The organism is Rhodopseudomonas palustris, from assembly GCF_003031265.1.
GTDB lineage: Bacteria > Pseudomonadota > Alphaproteobacteria > Rhizobiales > Xanthobacteraceae > Rhodopseudomonas > Rhodopseudomonas palustris_H.
Window position 1 is genome coordinate 473391 of the sequence record NZ_CP019966.1, and the last position, 19017, is coordinate 492407.

Here is a 19017-nt window from a genome sequence, read left to right on the forward strand (position 1 = left end):
CGGTTCAGCCGGCCGCGATCGCGGCGGCTTCGGCGGCGGCGCGCTGCATGCTCGACGACATCTCGCTGGTCACCGTGCTCTGCTCCTCGACCGCCGCAGCCGTCGAGCTGACGTATTCGCTGACGTTCTGGATCGCCGTCTTGATCTTGCCGAGCGCGCCGACGACATCGCCGGAAATGCTGGTGAGATTGCCGATCTCGGCACCGATCTTGTCGGTCGCCTGCTTGGCCTGATTGGCGAGGTTCTTCACCTCCGCCGCCACCACGGCGAAGCCTCGGCCTGCTTCGCCGGCGCGCGCCGATTCGATCGTTGCATTGAGGGCCAGCAGGTTGATCTGCCCGGTGATGTGATTGATCAGTTCGACGATGCCGCTCATCGCCTGAGCCGCATCGTTCAGCTGGTTGGCCTGCGAGTCGGCGGCATCGACTTCGCCGACCGCGTTCATCGCCGTCTGCCGCGACTTGGTCATTGCTTCGGAAATCTCGCGCACCGAGGCGTTGAGTTCTTCCGCCCCGGCCGCAACCGACTCCATCATGGCGCGGACGCGTTCATTGCCCATCCGGGTCAGCACCTGCCGCGTCGTGTCGGTGGCGTACTTCACCACCTTGAACGGACGTCCATTGAGATCGAGGATCGGGTTGTACGACGCCTGGATCCAGACTTCCCTGCCACCCTTGCCGATCCGCTTATATTCCCCGGCTTGGTAATCGCCCCGTCCGAGCGCTGCCCAAAATGCCCGATAGGCCGCGGTCTCACGCTCGGCGGGATCGACGAACATGCTGTGGTGGCGGCCCTTGATCTCGCCCAGCGAGTAGCCGAGCGCGTGCAGGAAGTTGTCGTTGGCGTCCAGCACCGTGCCGTCGATGCCGAACTCGATCACCGCCTGCGACTTGCGGATCGCCTCGATCTGGCCGGAGAAGTCGGCGTTCTTCAGCTTCTGCGCCGTGACGTCGGTTGCGTATTTCACCACCTTGAACGGCTTGCCGCGCGCATCGAGGATCGGGTTGTAGGACGCCAGGATCCAGACCTCTTTGCCGCCCTTGCCGATCCGCTTGAACTCGCCAGGGAAGTATTCGCCGCGGTTGAGCCGTGACCAGAATTCACGGTAGTCGCTGCCGTCGCGCACCGATGGCTCGACGAACATGCTGTGATGCTTGCCCTTGATCTCGCCCAATGAGTACCCCATCGCGGCGAGAAAGTTATCGTTGGCTGTGAGGACGGTGCCGTCCATCGCAAACTCGATCACCGCCTGGGCGCGACCGATCGCCGCGAGCTTGCCGGCGTCTTCCAGCGAGTGGGTCTTCGCGGCGGTGATGTCGGCTGCAAACTTCACCACGCCGGTCGGCTTGCCGCTCTTGTCGAGGATGGGATTGTAGGACGCCTGAATCCAGACCTCACGCCCGCCCTTGCCGATGCGATGGAATTCGCCGGACTGATACTGACCGGCGCGCAGCGCGGTCCAGAATTCGCGATAGGCCGGGCTGTCGTGCTCGCTCGGATCGACAAACATGCTGTGATGCTTGCCTTTGATCTCGGGCAGCGAGTAGCCGAGCGCGGCCAGGAAATTATCGTTGGCATCAATGACGTTGCCGTCGAGATTGAACTCGATCACCGCCTGGGAGCGATTGAGCGCCGCGAGCATTGCTGCCGCGTGGTCATGACCGGCCGAGCGGGTGAAGGAGAACATTCCAGACCTTTCTCTGATACGGCCTCGCACGATGGCGCGACCACGAGGCAGAAGCTGGTCGCCATTTTGGTGAAGACGTCGTTAAGGTTGGCCTAGCCCCAGGGAAGCAGGCTGCACTCAATTACCGAATTTATTGCAACCCAGGATTCGTACGGAGAACTAACAACACGCGCACTGGTAGCGACCGACATCCGCTGCCCTACGGAAGATGCGGCCAAACAAAAAGGGCGGCCCGGTGAGGCCGCCCTTGCTGGTGATTACTTGCTGCGACGGAGCGTCGCGCCGATGAGCTTACTCGCCGGCAGCCTGCGCGGGGGCTTCGCCTTCGGCCTTGGCTTCCGCCTTCTGCTTGGCTTCGAGGTCTTCGCCGGTGGTCTGATCGACCACCTTCATCGACAGCCGGGTCTTGCCGCGGTCGTCGAAGCCGAGCAGCTTGACCTTGACCTTGTCGCCTTCCTTGACGACGTCGGAGGTCTTCTGCACGCGGCCGGCGGCGAGCTGGCTGATGTGTACCAGACCGTCCTTGGCGCCGAAGAAGTTCACGAAGGCACCGAACTCCATTACCTTGACGACGGTGCCTTCGTAGATCTCGCCGACTTCCGGATCGGAAGCGATCGACTTGATCCACTTGATCGCGGCCTTGATCGACTCGCCGTCGGATGAGGCCACCTTCACGGTGCCGTCGTCTTCGATGTTGACCTTGGCGCCGGTCTTTTCGACGATCTCGCGGATCACCTTGCCGCCGGTGCCGATCACTTCGCGGATCTTGTCGGTCGGGATCTTGAAGGTCTCGATCCGCGGCGCGTGTTCGCCGAGCTCGGCGCGGGCGCGGTCGAGTGCCTTGGACATCTCACCCAGGATGTGGATGCGACCGTCCTTGGCCTGACCGAGCGCCACCTTCATAATCTCTTCGGTGATGCCGGCGATCTTGATGTCCATCTGCAGCGAGGTGATGCCCGCCTCGGTGCCCGCCACCTTGAAGTCCATGTCGCCGAGGTGGTCCTCGTCGCCGAGGATGTCGGACAGCACCGCGAAGCGTTCGCCTTCCAGGATCAGGCCCATCGCGATACCCGCGGTCGGCCGCTTCAACGGCACGCCCGCGTCCATCAGCGCCAGCGAGGCACCGCACACCGACGCCATCGAGGACGAACCGTTCGACTCGGTGATCTCCGAGACGACGCGGATGGTGTAGGGGAACTCGTGATGCGGCGGCAGCACCGGATGGATCGCGCGCCACGCCAGCTTGCCGTGGCCGATCTCGCGGCGCTTGGTGCCGCCGAGGCGGCCGGTCTCGCCGACCGAGTAGGGCGGGAAGTTGTAGTGCAGCAGGAACGTCTCTTTGTACGTTCCGGACAGCGAGTCGACGTACTGCTCGTCTTCGCCGGTGCCGAGCGTGGTCACAACCATCGCCTGGGTTTCACCGCGGGTGAACAGCGCCGAACCGTGGGTCCGCGGCAGCACGCCGACCTGGGCCAGGATGTTGCGGACGGTCTTGCTGTCACGGCCGTCGATGCGCTTGCCGGTGTCGAGGATGTTCCAGCGAACGATCTTGGCCTCGAGCTCCTTGAACACGCCGGCGATGCGCAGCTTGTCGTATTTCGGCTCCTGGCCTTCCGGGAAGAAGTGCGCAATCGCCTTCTCCTTGACCTTGCCGACCGCGGCGTAGCGATCCTGCTTGACCGGGATGGCGTAGGCGGCACGAAGCTCCTGCTCGACCAGGCCGAGCATTTCCTTTTCGATCTCGCTGTCGTCGACGACGGTGAGTTCGCGCGGCTCCTTGGCGGCCTTCTCGGCGAGGTCGATGATCGCGTCGATCACCGGCTGGAAGTGGCGGTGACCGAACATCACGGCGCCGAGCATGATCTCTTCCGACAGCTCCTTGGCCTCGGATTCGACCATCAGCACCGCGTCGGCGGTACCGGCCACCACCAGCTCGAGCTGGGTTTCAGCCATCTCGTCGAGCACCGGGTTGAGCACGTATTCGTCGTTGATGAAGCCGACGCGGGCGGCGCCGATCGGGCCCTTGAACGGCACGCCGGACAGCGTCAGCGCCGCGGAGGCGGCGACCATCGCCAGCACGTCCGGATCATTCTCCATGTCGTGCGACAGCACGGTCACGATGACCTGGGTCTCGTTGCGCCAGCCGTCGGCGAACAGCGGACGGATCGGGCGGTCGATCAGACGGGAGACCAGCGTCTCCTTCTCGGTCGGACGGCCTTCACGCTTGAAGTAGCCGCCGGGAATGCGGCCAGCCGCGTAGGCCTTCTCTTGGTAGTCGACGGTGAGGGGGAGGAAGTCGACGCCTTCACGCGGCGCCTTGGCGGCCACCACGGTGGCGAGCACGACGGTCTCGCCATAGGTCGCGACGACGGCGCCGTCGGCCTGGCGGGCGACCTTGCCGGTTTCAAGCTTGAGGGGACGGCCACCCCAATCGATTTCCACGGAATGGATATTGAACATCGGGTCTTTCTTTCATCGGTTGTCGGGAAGACCGGACGCCAAATACCAAAAGACCATGCGCAAGATGGCGAGACGCTGACTGCGCGAGTGCACAAACAGCGTCCGGCGATCCTGCCATGGTCTTCAGTTGGGAAATGGCGTTCATTCCTCCCGGCTGCGGGGAAGACGCATCGGTCTTCGGTCCCGCACGGCGGGCTGGAGGCCCGTTGACGAGCTCAACCGCCGGAATGCGACTGAGCCGACTGACACGGGCGGATGGAAGACTCGCCCGTGCGAACATCTTGCTTCGGCCGTCGCGGACGTGTCGTGGCACATCCGCTTTGGCCGGGTTTCCGACGCCTCAGCGACGGATGTTGTGCTTTTCGAGCAGCGCCTTGTAGCGCGCTTCGTCCTTCTTCTTGATGTAGTCGAGAAGCGAACGGCGCGTCGACACCAGCTTCAACAGCCCACGGCGGGAGTGATTGTCCTTGGTGTGGGTCTTGAAGTGCGTGGTCAGGTTGTTGATGCGTTCCGACAGGATCGCGACCTGAACCTCGGGCGAGCCGGTATCACCGGCCTTGGTGGCGCTGGTCTTGATGACTTCCGCTTTGCGTTCTGCGGTAATCGACATCGTCAGATACTTTCCTTGCGAACGGCCGAGCTGGCAGTCAGCCCGGTGAGGTTGAAAACGCGCTTGGGGATGAGCTCGCCATTGCCGACTTCGGCGAGGGCCAGAAGCCGGCCTGCCACCGTGACATAGACTGTGCCGCTACAATGAGGCGCATCCCGTCCGCGCAACAAAACGGCCTGGCCCCGATGGAGCCTTGCCGCATCAGCCCGAGTGACGGCCAGCGCCGGGATGTCGTCCAGCGCGGTCTCAACGGGCAGTAGCGCGTCGGCGAGGCTACCCTCGCCGGACGCCGCTCTATCGCACAAAGCCTGTAGTTCTTCCAGCGGAATCATGTCCGACTCGTCGAACGGCCCGACCACTGTGCGGCGCAGCGCGCAGATATGGCCGTAGCAGCCGAGCAGCCGGCCCATGTCGCGGGCGAGCGCCCGCACATAGGTGCCCTTGCCGCACTCGGCTTCGAACACCGAGCGGCCGTCATCTCCATGTTCCACAAGGGTTAATTCGTGGATCTCGACCGGACGCGGGACCAGCGGCACGACCTCGCCATCGCGCGCCAGATCATAGGCGCGCTCGCCCTGGATCTTCACGGCCGAATATTGCGGCGGAACCTGCTCGATCACGCCGGTAAACCGCGGGAGCAGCGCCATGATCGCCTCGGCGGTCGGCCGCTCCGGGCTGGTGGCAACCGCGCGGCCCTCGGTGTCGTCGGTATCCCGCTCCTCGCCCCACGCCACAGTGAACCGGTAGCGCTTGCGGCCGTCCATCACGAACGGCACCGTCTTGGTGGCTTCGCCCATCGCGATCGGCAGGCCGCCGGAGGCGAGCGGGTCGAGGGTGCCGGCATGGCCGGCGCGCTTGGCCGAGAACAGCCGCTTCAGCACCGCGACCGCCTGGGTCGAGGTCATGCCGATCGGCTTGTCCAGCACCACCCAGCCATGGACGTCGCGCTTGTCGCGGCGCGGCTTGCCATTGCCGCCGCCGCGATTGGCGTTGCGCGGGTCGTTGTTGTCGCGCGGCTTACGGATCTGCGCGGCGGATTCGTCGGCGCCGGCGTGCTGCACGTCGTGCGGGGCGAGCAGGGCGTCGGGGGTGGTCACGGTCATTAATCCTGGTCCGAATTCGGTTCGAGGTCTTTCTGGACTGCCGGCGAGCGCAGCAGTTTGTCGATCCGCTCGGCCTCGGCGAAACGTTCGTCGATGCGGAAGCGGAGTTCGGGGGCGAACTTCAAATTGACGCGGTGGGCGATCTCCCCGCGCAGGAAGCGCTTGTGATGCTCGAGCGCGTCGAGCACGAGCTTCTCGTCGCGGCCGCCGAGCGGCATCACGTAGATGGTCGCGAGCTTGAGGTCGGGCGACATCCGCACCTCGGGCACGGTGACGAGGTGGCTTTCGAGCACCGGGTCGTGCACGCCGCCCTGGGCGAGGATCTCGGCCACGGCGTGGCGGATCAGCTCGCCGACGCGCAGCGAGCGGGTCGAGCCGCCGGGCGGGGAGCTCTTCTGGTTTTGGCGAGACATGATGTTCTCTCAAATACTGCCGCCATGCCCGCGCCTGGCCGCGGGCATGCACGTCTTCGATGGGGCAAAGCAAGACGTGGACGGCCGGGACTTAGTCGCGAAGACGTGCTTCGCGCTTCGGCCCGGCCATGACGCCTCAGTTCAATCCGAGCGTCTCGACTGTAAGAATCGGACTTACAGCGAGCGCTGGATGGTCTCGACGCGGTAGCACTCGATGATGTCGCCTGCCCGCATGTCGGTGTAGTTCTCGAACGCCATGCCGCATTCCTGGCCGGCGACGACTTCCTTCACTTCGTCCTTGAAGCGCTTCAAGGTCGAAAGTTTGCCTTCGTGCACCACGACGTTGTCGCGGATCAGGCGAACATTGGCGCCGCGCTCGACGGTGCCGTCGGTGACGCGGCAGCCGGCGACCTTGCCGACCTTGGAGATGTTGAAGATCTCCAGGATCTGCGCGTTGCCCAGCATTGTTTCGCGCAGGGTCGGCGCGAGCAGGCCGCTCATCGCCTTCTTAATGTCATCCACCAGATCGTAGATGATGTTGTAGTAGCGGATCTCGATGCCGTTGCGCTTGGCGGCCGCAGCGGCCTCCTTGTTGGCGCGGACCGAGAAGCCGAGGATGACGGCGTTGAAGCCTTCAGCCAGCGTGACGTCGCTCTCGCTGATGCCGCCGACGCCGGCGTGCAGGATGCGCGCGGCGACTTCGTCGGTGCCGAGCTTCTCCAGCGAGCCGAGGATCGCTTCCAGCGAGCCCTGCACGTCCGCCTTGACGATCAGCGGGAATTCCTTCCGGCCGGACGTCTTAAGCTGCGTCATCATCTGCTCGAGCGAGCCGCGCATGCCGGAAACGGAGGCTGCGGACTTCTCGCGCTTCTGGTGCGCACGATAATCGGTGATCTGGCGGGCGCGGGCTTCGTTCTCGACCACCGCGAGGCGGTCGCCCGCTTCCGGCGGACCGTTGAAGCCGAGCACTTCGACCGGAACCGACGGACCGGCTTCCTGCACGGTCTCGCCCTGGTCGGAGATCAGCGCGCGGACGCGGCCCATCTCGGCGCCGGCCACGATGATGTCGCCGACCCGCAGGGTGCCGCGCTGAACCAGCACGGTGGCGACCGGACCACGGCCGCGATCGAGCTTGGCTTCGATCACGGTGCCTTCGGCCGGACGCTGGGTGTTGGTCTTGAGCTCCAGGATTTCGGCCTGCAGCGCGATCATCTCGAGCAGCTTGTCGAGATTGATCTTGTTCTTGGCCGACACCTCGACGTCGACGACGTCGCCGCCCATCGATTCCACCTGCACATTGTGCTGCAGCAGGTCGGTGCGGACACGGTCCGGCTTGGCGTCCGGCTTGTCGATCTTGTTGATCGCCACGATGATCGGAACGCCGGCCGCCTTGGCGTGATTGATCGCCTCGATGGTCTGCGGCATCACGCCGTCGTCGGCGGCGACCACCAGAACCACGATGTCGGTGACCTTGGCGCCGCGGGCACGCATCGCGGTGAACGCGGCGTGGCCGGGGGTGTCGATGAAGGTGATCTTCTTGCCGCTTTCCGGCGAGGTCACCTGATAGGCACCGATGTGCTGGGTGATGCCGCCGGCTTCGCCCGACACCACGTTGGCGTGGCGCAGCGCGTCGAGCAGCGAGGTCTTGCCGTGGTCGACGTGGCCCATCACGGTCACGACCGGCGAACGCGGCTCGGTATCGGTGGAATCGTCGACGACGTCGAACAGGCCTTCTTCCACGTCCGACGCGGCGACGCGCTTGACGGTGTGGCCGAGTTCTTCGGCGATCAGCTGCGCGGTGTCGGCGTCGATCACGTCGGTGATCTTGTGCATCGCGCCCTGCTTCATCAGCAGGCGGATCACGTCGACCGCACGTTCGGACATGCGGTTGGCGAGTTCCTGGATGGCGATCACTTCGGGAATAACGACTTCACGCACCAACTTTTCTTTCGGCTCGTTCGAGGCGTGGCCCTTCAGCCGCTGGGTGCGGCGACGGAACGAGGCGATCGAACGTTCGCGCACGTCATCGGCATTGAGCGCGGTGACGACGGTGAGACGGCCGCGCTGCTTCGAGGCGCCCGGCTTGGCGGCCGGCTGCTTCGGTGCCGGCGCCGGACGGGCGGGGCCGCCCGGACGGCGGATCATCCGCGGCGCTTCATCGTCGTCGCCAGCTTCGGCCGCAACGGCCGGCGGACGGCCGGCCGGAGTCGGGGCGCGCGTCGTCGTGGTCGCCGGACGGGCCGGCGCCGCACTCGCGGTGGTGGTCGTCGTCGACGTTTCGGCGGGCTTCTTGGCCGGCTCGGCGTCGCCGAAGCGCTTCTTGGCCTCGGTCTCGGCCTTGCGCTTGGCTTCGTCTTCCTGGCGGTGACGCTCTTCCTCGGCCTTGCGGCGCGCCTCGGCGGCTTCGCGCTCGGCCTTCTCGATCTTTTCCTGCTCGGCGCGGCGCTGGGCTTCGATCTCGGCCTGCTTGCGCTCCTCGATCTCGCGCACGCGGGCGTCGGCCAGCGCGGTGGCGCGGGCGGTGCGCTCGTCCTCGGTCAGGGTCCGCAGCACCATACCGCTGCGCGACTGCTGCGGCGCTGGGCGCGACTGCTGCCGGCTTGGCGCGGCTGGCGCCGGGGCGGGCTTCTTCGCAACTTCGGGCGCTGCAGCCGCGGCTGGCTGGTCGCCGCCGACGCGCCGCTTGCCGCGCTTCTCGACCACCACCTGCTTGCTACGGCCGTGGCTGAAGCTCTGGCGCACGACGCCCTGCTCGACGCGCGGCTTCAGCGTCAAAGTCTTGGTCGGCATCGTCAGAGTCTTGTCGCCAGGAGTTTTCGTATCAACCATTCAGTAGTCCCAATCTCTCAACGTTGTGCGCGTTCGCACGGACTTCGTCAGCGGCGTCTTGGTCAGCAGCGTCTTTCGGCGTGTCGATCGGCGTTTCCGCCGTGGCCGCATCGGCATCGCCATCGCCCGCCAGCCGGTATCGGACCAGGATCTGGCAGCGCGACAGGAATGTTTGTCCGGCCGGGCCCGCAAGCAGGGCAGCATGTATCACATTTGACCGCCCTAATGCCAAATCCAATTCTGCAGAGCTGAGTGCGGCCAAGCGAGGAAAATTGCGGCCCGCGGTCGCATCTCCGTCGATTTGCCGACAAAGCCCGTCCAGCTTGCGGATTCCATCGGCCGCGCCGTCGGTGGCATGGATCACCGCGACGGCTTCGCGGTTCTTCAGCGCGGTTTCGACCTTGCCGAAACCGCTGACCACCTGGCCGGCCTTGGCGGCGATCGCCAGCGCATCCTGGGCCGACCGCACCAACAGGCGTTCGATCGCGTCGGCGAGATCCGCCGGCGCCTTGACGTCGCGCTTGAAACCTTTGGCGAAGACGCGGCGGCGAACCGCCTGCGTCACCATCTCCCGAGACGCCGTGACCCAAAGGCCGCGGCCCGGCAGCTTGCGCTTGAGATCGGCCACCACTTCGCCGGTGGGGCCGACCACGAACCGGATCAGTTCTCCGGTCGGCCGCACCTGCCGCGTGACCGCGCACATCCGCTCGGTCGCGGGCGTTTTGGCCCGCGGTCCGTCGTCGAGATCTGCGCCGGGTTCGGCAGCGAGCATGGGTGCAGCGGGCCTTTCATCTCACGTGCTGCGCGGGTTCGGGTCGCAACGCATCGGCGGTTCAGTCCGCCGACTCGTCGGACGCTTCGTCCGCGGGTTCTTCTTCGGAGGCGAGCTCCGACTCGTCGATCCAGCCGGCCTTGACGCGGGCCTGCATGATCAGGTGCTCGGCGTCCTCGCGCGACATCTCCAGGCCGTCGAGAATGCCAGGATACTTCACCGGCTCGGCGCCGTCCTTGCGCTCGGTCCAACCGACCAGATCGTCGGTGGCGCAGCCGGCAAGATCCTCGACGGTCTTCACGTCGTTCTCGCCGAACTTCACCAGCATCTTCGAGGTGACGCCGGGGACGTCCTTCAGGGCGTCCTCGACGCCGAGTTCCACGCGGCGCGCCTCGAGTTCGGATTCGATCCGGTCGAGATATTCGCGGGCGCGCATCTGCAGTTCGGCGGCGGTTTCCTCGTCGAAACCTTCGATCGAGGCGAGTTCACGCGGGTCGACCAGAGCGAGTTCTTCGACCGAGGTGAAGCCTTCGGAGGCGAGCAGCTGGCCGACGACCTCGTCGACGTTCAGCGCGTCCATGAAGGCCCGGGTGGTCTTCTCGAAGTCGGCCTGGCGGCGCTCGGATTCTTCGCTCTCGGTCAGGATGTCGATATCCCAGCCGGTGAGCTGCGAAGCGAGCCGCACGTTCTGACCGCGGCGACCAATCGCCAGGGATAGTTGGTTATTGGTATCCGGAACCACAACCTCGATGCGTTCGCGATCTTCGTCGATCACGACCTTCGAGACTTCGGCCGGCGCCAGCGCATTGACCACGAAGGTGGCGATGTCCGGCGACCACGGAATGATATCGATCTTCTCGCCCTGCAGCTCGTTCACTACGGCCTGGACGCGCGAGCCGCGCATACCGACGCAGGCGCCGACCGGGTCGACCGAGGAGTCGCGCGACACGACGCCGATCTTGGCGCGCGAGCCCGGATCGCGGGCCACCGCCTTGATCTCGACGATGCCGTCGTAGATTTCCGGCACTTCCTGCGCGAACAGCTTGGCCATGAATTGCGGATGGGTGCGCGACAGGAAGATCTGCGGGCCGCGGGTTTCGCGGCGGACGTCGAACACATAGGCGCGGACGCGGTCGCCGTTGCGGAACGACTCACGCGGCAGCATTTCGTCGCGGCGGATGATCGCTTCGCCGCGGCCGAGGTCGACGATCACGCTGCCATATTCGACGCGCTTGACGACGCCGTTGACGATGTCGCCGATGCGGTCCTTGAATTCCATGTACTGGCGGTCGCGCTCGGCCTCGCGGACCTTTTGCACGATCACCTGCTTGGCCGACTGCGCGGCGATACGGCCGTATTCCAGCGGCGGCAGCGTGTCGGCGATGGTGTCGCCGATCTGCGCGCCCGGATTGGCGCGCTGCGCATCCTTCAGCGAAATCTGGTTGGCGGGATTTTCGACCTGCTCGACCACCAGCATGTGGCGCGACAGCCGCAGCTCGCCCTTCTTCGGGTCGATTTCGGCGTGGACGTCAGTCTCCGAGCCGTAGCGGGCACGCGCCGCCTTGGCGATCGCGTCTTCCATCGCGGCGATCACGATGCCGCGGTCGATGGTTTTTTCGCGAGCCACCGCATCGGCGATCTGCAGCAGTTCCAGCCTATTGGCGCTGACGGCCATGGTCAGTCTCCCTCAGAGGTGTCGATCTCGCCACGCCGCGCCCGTTCGGCGGCAAGGCGGTGTTTCTTGGTGTTCTGCGGTGTCGGCTTGGCCGCCGCTTTGGCGGCCTTGGCGCCGCGCTTCGGCGCCTGGCTCTTGGTCGGATCGCTGCGCTTGGCGTGCGGCGGCGGTTCCGGTGCGAGCCCGAGGCTCTGCTTCAGGTCGCGCTCGGCCTGCTTGCCGCGGCGCATCGATTCGGCGATCAGCTCGTCGGTCAGCACCAGCCGGGCATCGCCGATGTCGTGCATCGGCAGCAGCACCAGCGGATCTTCGTCCTTGGCACCGCCCTCGCGCTGCACCCGCACGGCGTCGCCCTCGACGCCGTCGAGCAGGCCACGGAACCGCTTGCGGCCCTGGTGCGGCACCGCCATCTCGATTTTGACCAAGTGCCCGGCGTAACGGGCGAAATCGGAGCGGCGCACCAGCGGACGGTCGATGCCGGGCGAGGAGATTTCCAGCCGGTAGGCGCGGTCGATCGGATCGGCGACGTCGAGCACCGGCGACAGCGCCCGCGACACCGCCTCACAATCGTCGATCAGCATGGTGCCGTCGGGCCGCTCCGCCATGATCTGCACGGTGCAGCCAGCGTCGCCCGACACCTTGATCCGAACAAGGCGGTAACCCATTGCCAGCAAGACCGGCTCCGCGACGGCGCTGAACCGCGCCGCGACACCGGGCTCGATCACCAGGCGCGGTTCGGCCAAGGCATCGGTTTCCGGAACGGCTGTGGTCGGCTCGGTCATGTCCTGGGTCAAAGCGTTATAACGTCTCGCCGATAAACGGTATCAAGGTGGTGAATGAGGTCTCGCGCCCGAAGGTGCGACGGTCCGCGTCCCACGATCCAGGTAATAAAAAAGAGCGGGTCCCGCAGGGCCCACTCTCGATACGGATCGTATGAGAATTTCGAAGTAGCGCCGATATAGCGCTTTTTTGGCTCAGCGACAAGAGCCGTGCAGAGCCCCCGCCCTGGGCCGATCCTCGGGGCAGCCCGCAGCAAATGCGACGCCACAGCTCAACTCTTCGTTCACGCAGCGCCTTTAGGTTCCAGCCGTACCAATGCGGCCCGCCCGCGAGAACGATGGATGCCTGCCGCTACATCTCTGCTTCCCGAACTCGATGACATTGTCAGGCAGGGCGATCCCGTCCGGCGCGCCGACGCCGTGCGCCGGATTTCCGACCTGTACATTCGGGGCGCCGAGAGCTTCCAGCCCGATCATGTCGCGCTGTTCGACGGCATCCTGCTGACGCTGGTGCCGGAGATCGACGTCGAAGTTCGCAGCGAACTGGCGCGGCGGTTTTCGGAAATCAGCAATGCGCCGCCCGAACTGGTCCGGCAGCTGGTGCACGACGAAGACATTGGCATCGCCGGACCGCTGCTGCGGCGTTCGATGATGCTCGATGATCCGACGCTGGTCGAGCTCGCCAGGCTGCGCGGCCAGACGCATCTGCTCGCTATCTCAGAACGGCCGAGCATTTCGCCGCCGGTCACCGACGTGATCGTGCGTCGTGGCGACCGCGACGTGGTGCGCAAGGTCGCCAGCAATGCGGGGGCCGAATTCTCCGCGACCGGCTTCAATGGTCTGATCCGCCGTGCCGCGCAGGACGGGGTGTTGGCGATCGCGGTCGGCACGCGGGACGATCTGTCACCGCCGCGGCTGAAGGATCTGTTGGCGTGCTCGACCGATCTGGTGCGCCGGCGCCTGTTCGAAAGCGCGCGGCCGAGTGCGCGGATTGCGATCAACCGGGCGATGCGCGAGCTCGCCGGCGAGTCGCGGCAGCCGTCGGTGCAGCGCGACTTCGACGCCGCGCAGCGCTCGGTGGTGGAGCTGCACAACAAGGGCGAACTCAACGAAGCGACCGTGCTCGGCTTCGCGCGGGCGCATCAATACGAGGAGACGGTGGCGGCGCTGTCGGCGATGACCGGCACGCGGATCTCCACCCTTGATCAAATGATGTCCGGCGAGCGGCACGACCCGGTGCTGATCCTCGGCAAGGCGCTCGGCTTCGGCTGGGCGACGGTGCGCGCCCTGATCGGGCTGCGGCTCGGGCCGGACCGGTCGGTGGCTTGCCCGGACGTTGAAGAAGCGCAGCACAATTTCGAGCGCCTGGCGCTGTCGACGGCGCAGCGCGTGCTCGGCTTCTGGAAGATGCGGCAGGCCGACGCCTGAGCCGCCCGCGCGGCTGCCAGCTCGCGCGTCTTCTTCCCGCGCAAAGCAGTGTCCACTTCGGTCAAAATCGCTCTATGCTTGCCTCAACGGCGCGCCAACAGCGCCGACAAGGGAGGATGATTATGCTCAGCGAAGCTGACATCACCACGCATGCCCAGCGTATCCGCGACGACGGCTACACCGTGATCGAACGGGCTGCGGACCCGGCATTGGTCGCTGCACTGATCAGTGCTGTCGAACGGATCGAGCGTGACCATCAGCTCGGTTGCGCCAAGACGTCGTTCGAAGGCTTCAAGACGCTCCGGGTCAACAACCTGCTCACTTACGACGAGGTGTTCTGGGACGTGCCGCTGCATAGCAGCGTGCTGCCGATCGTCGAGGCCGTGCTCGACAAGGAGTGCCTGCTCTCGTCGTTCTGTTCACTGGTGCTCGGGCCCGGCCAGGAGGCGCAGCCGATCCACGAAGATACGCAACTCATTCCGCTGCCGCGGCCGCACATTCCGATCACGCTAAACGCGATCTGGGCGCTGTCGGATTTCACCGCAACCAACGGCGCGACCCGGATCATTCCTGGAAGTCATAAGTACGCGACCTCGCCGGTGTACGGCCAGGACTACGACGCGCTCACCGCGACGATGCCGGCCGGCAGCGTGATGCTGTTCGACAGCGCGCTGTGGCACGGCGGCGGCCCCAACACCTCGGAGGCTCGCCGCTTCGCATTCTCTTGCGCCTATTGCTGGGGGTGGATGCGGCAGCAGGAAAACCTGCAGCTCGGGATTCCGCAGGAGATCGCTCAGCGCTTTCCGCGGCGGCTGCAGGAGCTGTGCGGCTACAGCGTGTACAAAGGTCAGTTCGGCCACATCGACAATCACGATCCGATCGAACTGCTCGGACGCGAACGCGGCAAGCGAATGGTGTGGGAGGCGACCGACGTGCGGAAGGCGAGGCTCGCCGCGCAGGCGAACTAATCGCCGGACAGATTAGAGTCGTTCGAAACGCAGATAGTTGGCGCGCCTGCCCTCGCGTTCGGCTTTGCGGCCATAGCGCGTCATCGTGTAGTTGGGCCAGGGCTTGCGCCAATCGTCGGCGCGCTGGGCGAGCCAGTCGAAGCTCGGCGCACGCAGCAGATGCGCCAGCGTCCAGGCGTTGTAGCCGTCGATGTCGCTGACGAAGCGGAATTCGCCGTGCGGCGTCAGCGCGCGTGCCATCGCCGTGACGGTGGCGTCCTGCACGAAGCGACGCTTCCAGTGTCGGCGCTTCGGCCACGGATCGGGATGGATCAGGTCGATCCGCGCCAGCGAGCCGGCCGGCACCCAGGCCAGCAGCTCCGAGGCGTCGCCGGCAAACAGCCGGATGTTGCGGATGTTCTCGGCCTCGATCCGCGCCAGAATCTTCGCCATGCCGTTGACGTAAGGCTCGGCGCCGATGAAGCCCGTGTTTGGATGCGCAAGCGCTTCGGCGATCAGGTGTTCACCGCCCCCGAAACCGATTTCGAGCCGCATATGCTCGACCGGAGGATCGAACAAATTGGTGAGCGGTTCGGGCGCCGGAGCGTCGATCTGCAGCGACAAATGCGGCAGCAGGTTCTCGATCAGGTCGGCCTGATGGGCGCGCAGCTTGTGGCCCTTGCGGCGGCCGAAGAACGATCCCTGGCCGTGCATCACGACGTCACCATCGTGATCTTCGCCATCGTGATCTTCAGTGTCCCGGTGATCTTCAGTGTCCGGCGCCGAGTCTGGGTGATCAATATTGAACATCAAGCGACCGCGCTCGCACTTCTTCGACAGGCTGCCCTGCATACAGGACCGCCATCTTGTTTCGACCGTGAACGAAAAACCGGCCCCGCTTATATCATTTGCGGAGGCCGGCGCGACGGAGGTCGATCGATCAGTTCGTCTCGTCCGCTTCGCGCGCGGCGATCCGTTCGACGAGATCGACGATGCTGCGACGAAGCTTGGCATCGGTGATCTTGGTAAAGGCGCGGGTGAGCGCCAGACCTTCGGAAGTCGCGAGGAAGTCGGACACGTATGAAGGCGACGGCGCCTCACTGAAGCCGTTGCCGTTAGCGAGGCCGCCGCTCGGGCCGCCTTCGAACAAGAAGGACACCGGGACCTGCAGGACTTCAGCGATCTGCTGAATGCGGCTGGCGCCGACGCGGTTGGTCCCCTTCTCGTATTTCTGCACTTGCTGAAAAGTCAGACCCAGCGCTTCGCCGAGTTTCTCCTGACTCATGCCCAGCATGATGCGTCGCATGCGCACACGGCTGCCGACGTATTTGTCAACAGGATTGGGCGCTTTAGTCGACATCTCACTCACTCCTCAGGCACGTGCATACGCCAACAGTTAGCGCATGCGGGTTGGAATACGCCTCAAATATTGGAGTCGTCAAATGTCTTTGGAATCCAACGGGGATTCGGCGTTAATTTACGCCGAGGAAAATTCGCGGGCTACGCGAGTGCGAATTTTCTCGAACTTAATCTCTGGTTGCGTCGCCGATCCGCGTATTAGCACGAGCCCGGTGAGCGCTTTCGTAATAGTACAAGCATCATCACTAACGCAACCAGCACGGCTGCAGGAAGTTCGCCCACCCGCGCATAGATCGTCGGTGCCACCGGTGCCGGCAGCCCGGAATCCAGCACCCCTTCGACGCCGAGGCCGAGCTCTGCGACGATCCGTCCGACCGGATCGATCACTGCGGAAACGCCGGTGTTCGCTGCGCGAACAAGCGGCAGGCCCTGCTCGATGGCGCGCATCCGCGCCTGCTGCAGGTGCTGATAGGGGCCGCTGGAAATGCCGAACCAGCCGTCGTTTGTGAGATTCAGCATCCAGCCGGGACGGTTGTTGCCGATCGCAATTTCGTCCGGGAAAATTGCCTCGTAACAAATCAGCGGCAGCAGCGGCGGGGCGTTGGGCAGTTCGAGGTTATGACGCGACACACCGGATAAAAATCCGCCCTGCACCTTGGTAAGTTGGACGAAGCCGATCTTCTCCATCAGATTCTGGTACGGCAGAAATTCGCCGAATGGGACCAGATGGAGTTTGTCGTAGACCGACAAAATGCTGCCATCATGATCGATCGCGTAGATCGAATTGTACGCGCGGGTAATCCGGCGCCCCGGCGGTAATTCGGGCGGGCGGACCGCCCCGGTGAGCAGCACGGTGCCTTTCGGCAACAGCTCTGCGATCTGCGCCATCGCATCCGCTTCCCGCGACAGGAAGAACGGAAACGCCGATTCCGGCCAGATCAGCAGCGAGACGTCGCGCACCCCGGTCGATTTCGGCCCTGTCGAGCGGTCCGACAGTGACAGATATTTCTGCATCACGTCGGCTTTGGCAGAATAATTGAAGCGCGCGTCCTGCGGCAGGTTGGGCTGCATGATCCGCAGCCGGACGTTGTCGACGAGCTGGGTTGGCGACAATTTGAGTCGAATGCCGCCAAACACCGCCATCGCGGCCAGCACGCCGAGGGCGATCGCCGGCGCCGCCCAGCGCCGCTTGGCGGTGGTGCCGCCATCGATCAGCACCGCGGGCGAGGCAAAGATCGCCACCGCCAGCAGCGTCAGTCCCCAGATGCCGATCACCGAGATGCTTTGCGCCAGCGCGAGCGGCTCGGTCAGGGCGTAGCCGAACGCATTCCAGGGAAAGCCGGTGAGCAGGTGGCCACGTATCCACTCGCTGATCGTCAGGCTGACGGCGAGCGACAGGATGCGCAGACTATCGGGGCGCCACAGCAGCCGTGCCAGCGCAAAACCGAGCGCAGTGAACAGCGCCAGATAGGCCGGCAAGCCACATATCGCGGCCGGCAGCAGCCAGGCGAAGGTGTCGGCATCGACCAGAAACGCGTAGCCGATCCAGTACAGGCCGGGGACGAAATAACCGAAGCCGAACCACCAGCCGGCCATCGCCGCAGCCGGGACGCCGCGCCGCTTGCCGGCCGCAGAGCCGTCGATCAGCCACACCGCGATCGGGAAGGTGATGAACAGAACCGGCCAGGCGTTGAACGGCTCCATCGCCAGTGAGGAGAGTGCGCCGGCCAGCAGCGCGATCACAGCGCGCTTCCAGCCCCACGCCAGGATGATGCCCGAGGCGATCCGGCTCAGCACACTCCGACGCGTCACGGCGAACCGGTCCCGTCGCCGGTCGTTGGGGATGAGGTGGAGCCGCTGCCGTCCGTGGTCGGCGGCGCAGCGGAATCGGTCGCGGTCTCGCGCCGCCGACTGTCGCGTGTGCGGGGGGCGGGGCGTTCCTTGCGCGGCCCGATCCGTAGCCGCTTCACCCGCCGCGGGTCGGCATCGAGCACTTCGAATTCGAAGGTGCCGGGGCCGGCGATCACTTCGCCGCGCACCGGCAGCCGGCCGACGTGATTGACGAGGTAGCCGCCGAGGGTTTCTACGTCTTCGCCCGCTTCGCCGGTGACGAACTGATCGCCGATCATGGCGCGGACGTCTTCCAGACTGGCTCGCGCATCGGCGATGAACGAGCCGTCGGCCTGGCGCACGATCGACGGCGGCTCGGTCGAGTCGTGCTCGTCATCGATTTCGCCGACGATCTGTTCGACGATATCTTCGATCGACACCAAGCCGTCGGTGCCGCCGTATTCGTCGACTACCAGCGCCAGATGAATCCGCGCCGCCTGCATCTGCGCCAGCAGGTCGATCGCCCGCATCGATGGCGGCACGTAGAGCAGCTTGCGGATGATCCCGGTTTCGGTCAGCGGCATCTTCAGATCGATAGCGCGGAGGTCGAGCCCGGCGGGCAGCGCTTTCTTGCGCTTGGCAACCGTTGCCGGCGGCACCTTCGCCTTCGCGGTCATGAACGCCACGAGGTCGCGGATGTGAACGATGCCGACCGGATCGTCGAGCGTCTCGTTGTAAACCACGAGCCGCGAATGCGCCGCGTCCTGAAACAGGCTGAGCAGTTCGCCGAGCTGGATGTCCTGCTTGATCGCGACGATGTCGGCGCGGTGCACCATCACGTCGGCAATCCGGCGATCGTGCAGCCCGAGGATGTTGCGCAGCATCGTGCGCTCGAGCGTCGAGAAGCCGGAGTCGTCGGGCGGGCTGGTGTCGAGGACGACCTGCAGATCGTCGCGCACCGAGCCGGGTTTCCAGCCGAACAGCGAACGGATCGCACGGATTAGCCAGTTGCCGCCATGCGGATGCAGCACTTCGCCCTGGTGCACGACCGCGGGTAACTGGCCGCGCGTCGAGTCCTGCAGCGAAGCTTGCGAACCGGTCTGAGCTCTGTCGCCGTCGGGCATG

General features: G+C 65.2%; 15 protein-coding genes. 2 read left to right on the forward strand and 13 right to left on the reverse strand.

Annotated features, from left to right (window positions below):
- Positions 1–4: 4 nt before the first annotated feature.
- From RPPS3_RS02255 to rimP, 9 genes are all read right to left on the reverse strand, one after another.
- Positions 5–1687, reverse strand: coding sequence for a methyl-accepting chemotaxis protein (locus RPPS3_RS02255; RefSeq protein WP_107342653.1), 1683 nt, complete (start codon positions 1685–1687; stop codon positions 5–7).
- A 291-nt stretch (positions 1688–1978) separates the two neighbouring features.
- The gene (gene pnp / locus RPPS3_RS02260) at positions 1979–4147 is read right to left on the reverse strand and encodes a polyribonucleotide nucleotidyltransferase (RefSeq protein ID WP_011156000.1); all 2169 of its coding nucleotides are present in this window, start codon (positions 4145–4147) and stop codon (positions 1979–1981) included.
- A 340-nt stretch (positions 4148–4487) separates the two neighbouring features.
- Positions 4488–4757 (reverse strand): 30S ribosomal protein S15, encoded by a 270-nt coding sequence (gene rpsO / locus RPPS3_RS02265; RefSeq protein ID WP_107342654.1) that lies wholly within the window; start codon positions 4755–4757, stop codon positions 4488–4490.
- A gap of 2 nt (positions 4758–4759) precedes the next feature.
- Entirely contained in the window at positions 4760–5860 is a 1101-nt protein-coding gene (gene truB / locus RPPS3_RS02270) for a tRNA pseudouridine(55) synthase TruB (protein WP_107342655.1), read from the reverse strand.
- Entirely contained in the window at positions 5860–6273 is a 414-nt protein-coding gene (gene rbfA, locus RPPS3_RS02275; protein WP_107342656.1) for a 30S ribosome-binding factor RbfA, read from the reverse strand. The genes truB and rbfA overlap by 1 nt, the downstream gene beginning before the upstream one ends.
- Positions 6274–6447: 174 nt before the next feature.
- Positions 6448–9102 (reverse strand): translation initiation factor IF-2, encoded by a 2655-nt coding sequence (infB, locus tag RPPS3_RS02280; protein ID WP_107342657.1) that lies wholly within the window; start codon positions 9100–9102, stop codon positions 6448–6450.
- The gene (locus RPPS3_RS02285; RefSeq protein WP_107342658.1) at positions 9095–9874 is read right to left on the reverse strand and encodes an RNA-binding protein; all 780 of its coding nucleotides are present in this window, start codon (positions 9872–9874) and stop codon (positions 9095–9097) included. Before RPPS3_RS02285 ends, infB begins: the two co-directional genes overlap by 8 nt.
- Before the next feature lie 61 nt (positions 9875–9935).
- Positions 9936–11549, reverse strand: coding sequence for a transcription termination factor NusA (nusA, locus tag RPPS3_RS02290; protein WP_107342659.1), 1614 nt, complete (start codon positions 11547–11549; stop codon positions 9936–9938).
- A 2-nt stretch (positions 11550–11551) separates the two neighbouring features.
- The gene (gene rimP / locus RPPS3_RS02295) at positions 11552–12331 is read right to left on the reverse strand and encodes a ribosome maturation factor RimP (RefSeq protein WP_107342660.1); all 780 of its coding nucleotides are present in this window, start codon (positions 12329–12331) and stop codon (positions 11552–11554) included.
- 339 nt (positions 12332–12670) lie between these two features.
- Here rimP and RPPS3_RS02300 point away from each other — a divergent pair, with 339 nt between their 5' ends.
- Together RPPS3_RS02300 and RPPS3_RS02305 are read left to right on the forward strand one after the other, a co-directional pair.
- Entirely contained in the window at positions 12671–13756 is a 1086-nt protein-coding gene (locus tag RPPS3_RS02300) for a DUF2336 domain-containing protein (protein ID WP_107342661.1), read from the forward strand.
- A gap of 122 nt (positions 13757–13878) precedes the next feature.
- Complete coding sequence (locus RPPS3_RS02305; RefSeq protein WP_107342662.1) at positions 13879–14724, forward strand: phytanoyl-CoA dioxygenase family protein; 846 nt, start codon at positions 13879–13881, stop codon at positions 14722–14724.
- 12 nt (positions 14725–14736) lie between these two features.
- On the opposite strand, the gene RPPS3_RS02310 is transcribed toward RPPS3_RS02305, so the two are convergent.
- The 4 genes from RPPS3_RS02310 to RPPS3_RS02325 form a co-directional block, all read right to left on the reverse strand.
- The gene (locus tag RPPS3_RS02310; RefSeq protein WP_234820199.1) at positions 14737–15417 is read right to left on the reverse strand and encodes a tRNA (guanine(46)-N(7))-methyltransferase TrmB; all 681 of its coding nucleotides are present in this window, start codon (positions 15415–15417) and stop codon (positions 14737–14739) included.
- A 226-nt stretch (positions 15418–15643) separates the two neighbouring features.
- A complete protein-coding gene (locus RPPS3_RS02315; RefSeq protein WP_011156011.1) occupies positions 15644–16063 on the reverse strand; it encodes a helix-turn-helix domain-containing protein in 420 nt (139 codons plus the stop codon).
- Between the two features lie 197 nt (positions 16064–16260).
- A complete protein-coding gene (gene lnt / locus RPPS3_RS02320) occupies positions 16261–17874 on the reverse strand; it encodes an apolipoprotein N-acyltransferase (protein ID WP_107342664.1) in 1614 nt (537 codons plus the stop codon).
- On the reverse strand, positions 17871–19016 hold the full coding sequence (locus RPPS3_RS02325; protein WP_107342665.1) for a hemolysin family protein: 1146 nt from the start codon (positions 19014–19016) through the stop codon (positions 17871–17873). The genes lnt and RPPS3_RS02325 overlap by 4 nt, the downstream gene beginning before the upstream one ends.
- Position 19017 lies beyond the last annotated feature (1 nt).

Coding starts and splice junctions, on each gene's coding strand:
- pnp (WP_011156000.1), bottom strand. CDS start 4,147: ATGTTCAATATCCATTCCGTGGAAATCGATTGGGGTGGCCGTCCCCTC.
- rpsO (WP_107342654.1), bottom strand. CDS start 4,757: ATGTCGATTACCGCAGAACGCAAAGCGGAAGTCATCAAGACCAGCGCC.
- RPPS3_RS02315 (WP_011156011.1), bottom strand. CDS start 16,063: ATGTCGACTAAAGCGCCCAATCCTGTTGACAAATACGTCGGCAGCCGT.
- nusA (WP_107342659.1), bottom strand. CDS start 11,549: ATGGCCGTCAGCGCCAATAGGCTGGAACTGCTGCAGATCGCCGATGCG.
- rimP (WP_107342660.1), bottom strand. CDS start 12,331: ATGACCGAGCCGACCACAGCCGTTCCGGAAACCGATGCCTTGGCCGAA.
- truB (WP_107342655.1), bottom strand. CDS start 5,860: ATGACCGTGACCACCCCCGACGCCCTGCTCGCCCCGCACGACGTGCAG.
- infB (WP_107342657.1), bottom strand. CDS start 9,102: ATGGTTGATACGAAAACTCCTGGCGACAAGACTCTGACGATGCCGACC.
- rbfA (WP_107342656.1), bottom strand. CDS start 6,273: ATGTCTCGCCAAAACCAGAAGAGCTCCCCGCCCGGCGGCTCGACCCGC.
- RPPS3_RS02300 (WP_107342661.1), top strand. CDS start 12,671: ATGCCTGCCGCTACATCTCTGCTTCCCGAACTCGATGACATTGTCAGG.
- RPPS3_RS02255 (WP_107342653.1), bottom strand. CDS start 1,687: ATGTTCTCCTTCACCCGCTCGGCCGGTCATGACCACGCGGCAGCAATG.
- RPPS3_RS02285 (WP_107342658.1), bottom strand. CDS start 9,874: ATGCTCGCTGCCGAACCCGGCGCAGATCTCGACGACGGACCGCGGGCC.
- RPPS3_RS02310 (WP_234820199.1), bottom strand. CDS start 15,417: ATGCACGGCCAGGGATCGTTCTTCGGCCGCCGCAAGGGCCACAAGCTG.
- RPPS3_RS02305 (WP_107342662.1), top strand. CDS start 13,879: ATGCTCAGCGAAGCTGACATCACCACGCATGCCCAGCGTATCCGCGAC.
- RPPS3_RS02325 (WP_107342665.1), bottom strand. CDS start 19,016: ATGCCCGACGGCGACAGAGCTCAGACCGGTTCGCAAGCTTCGCTGCAG.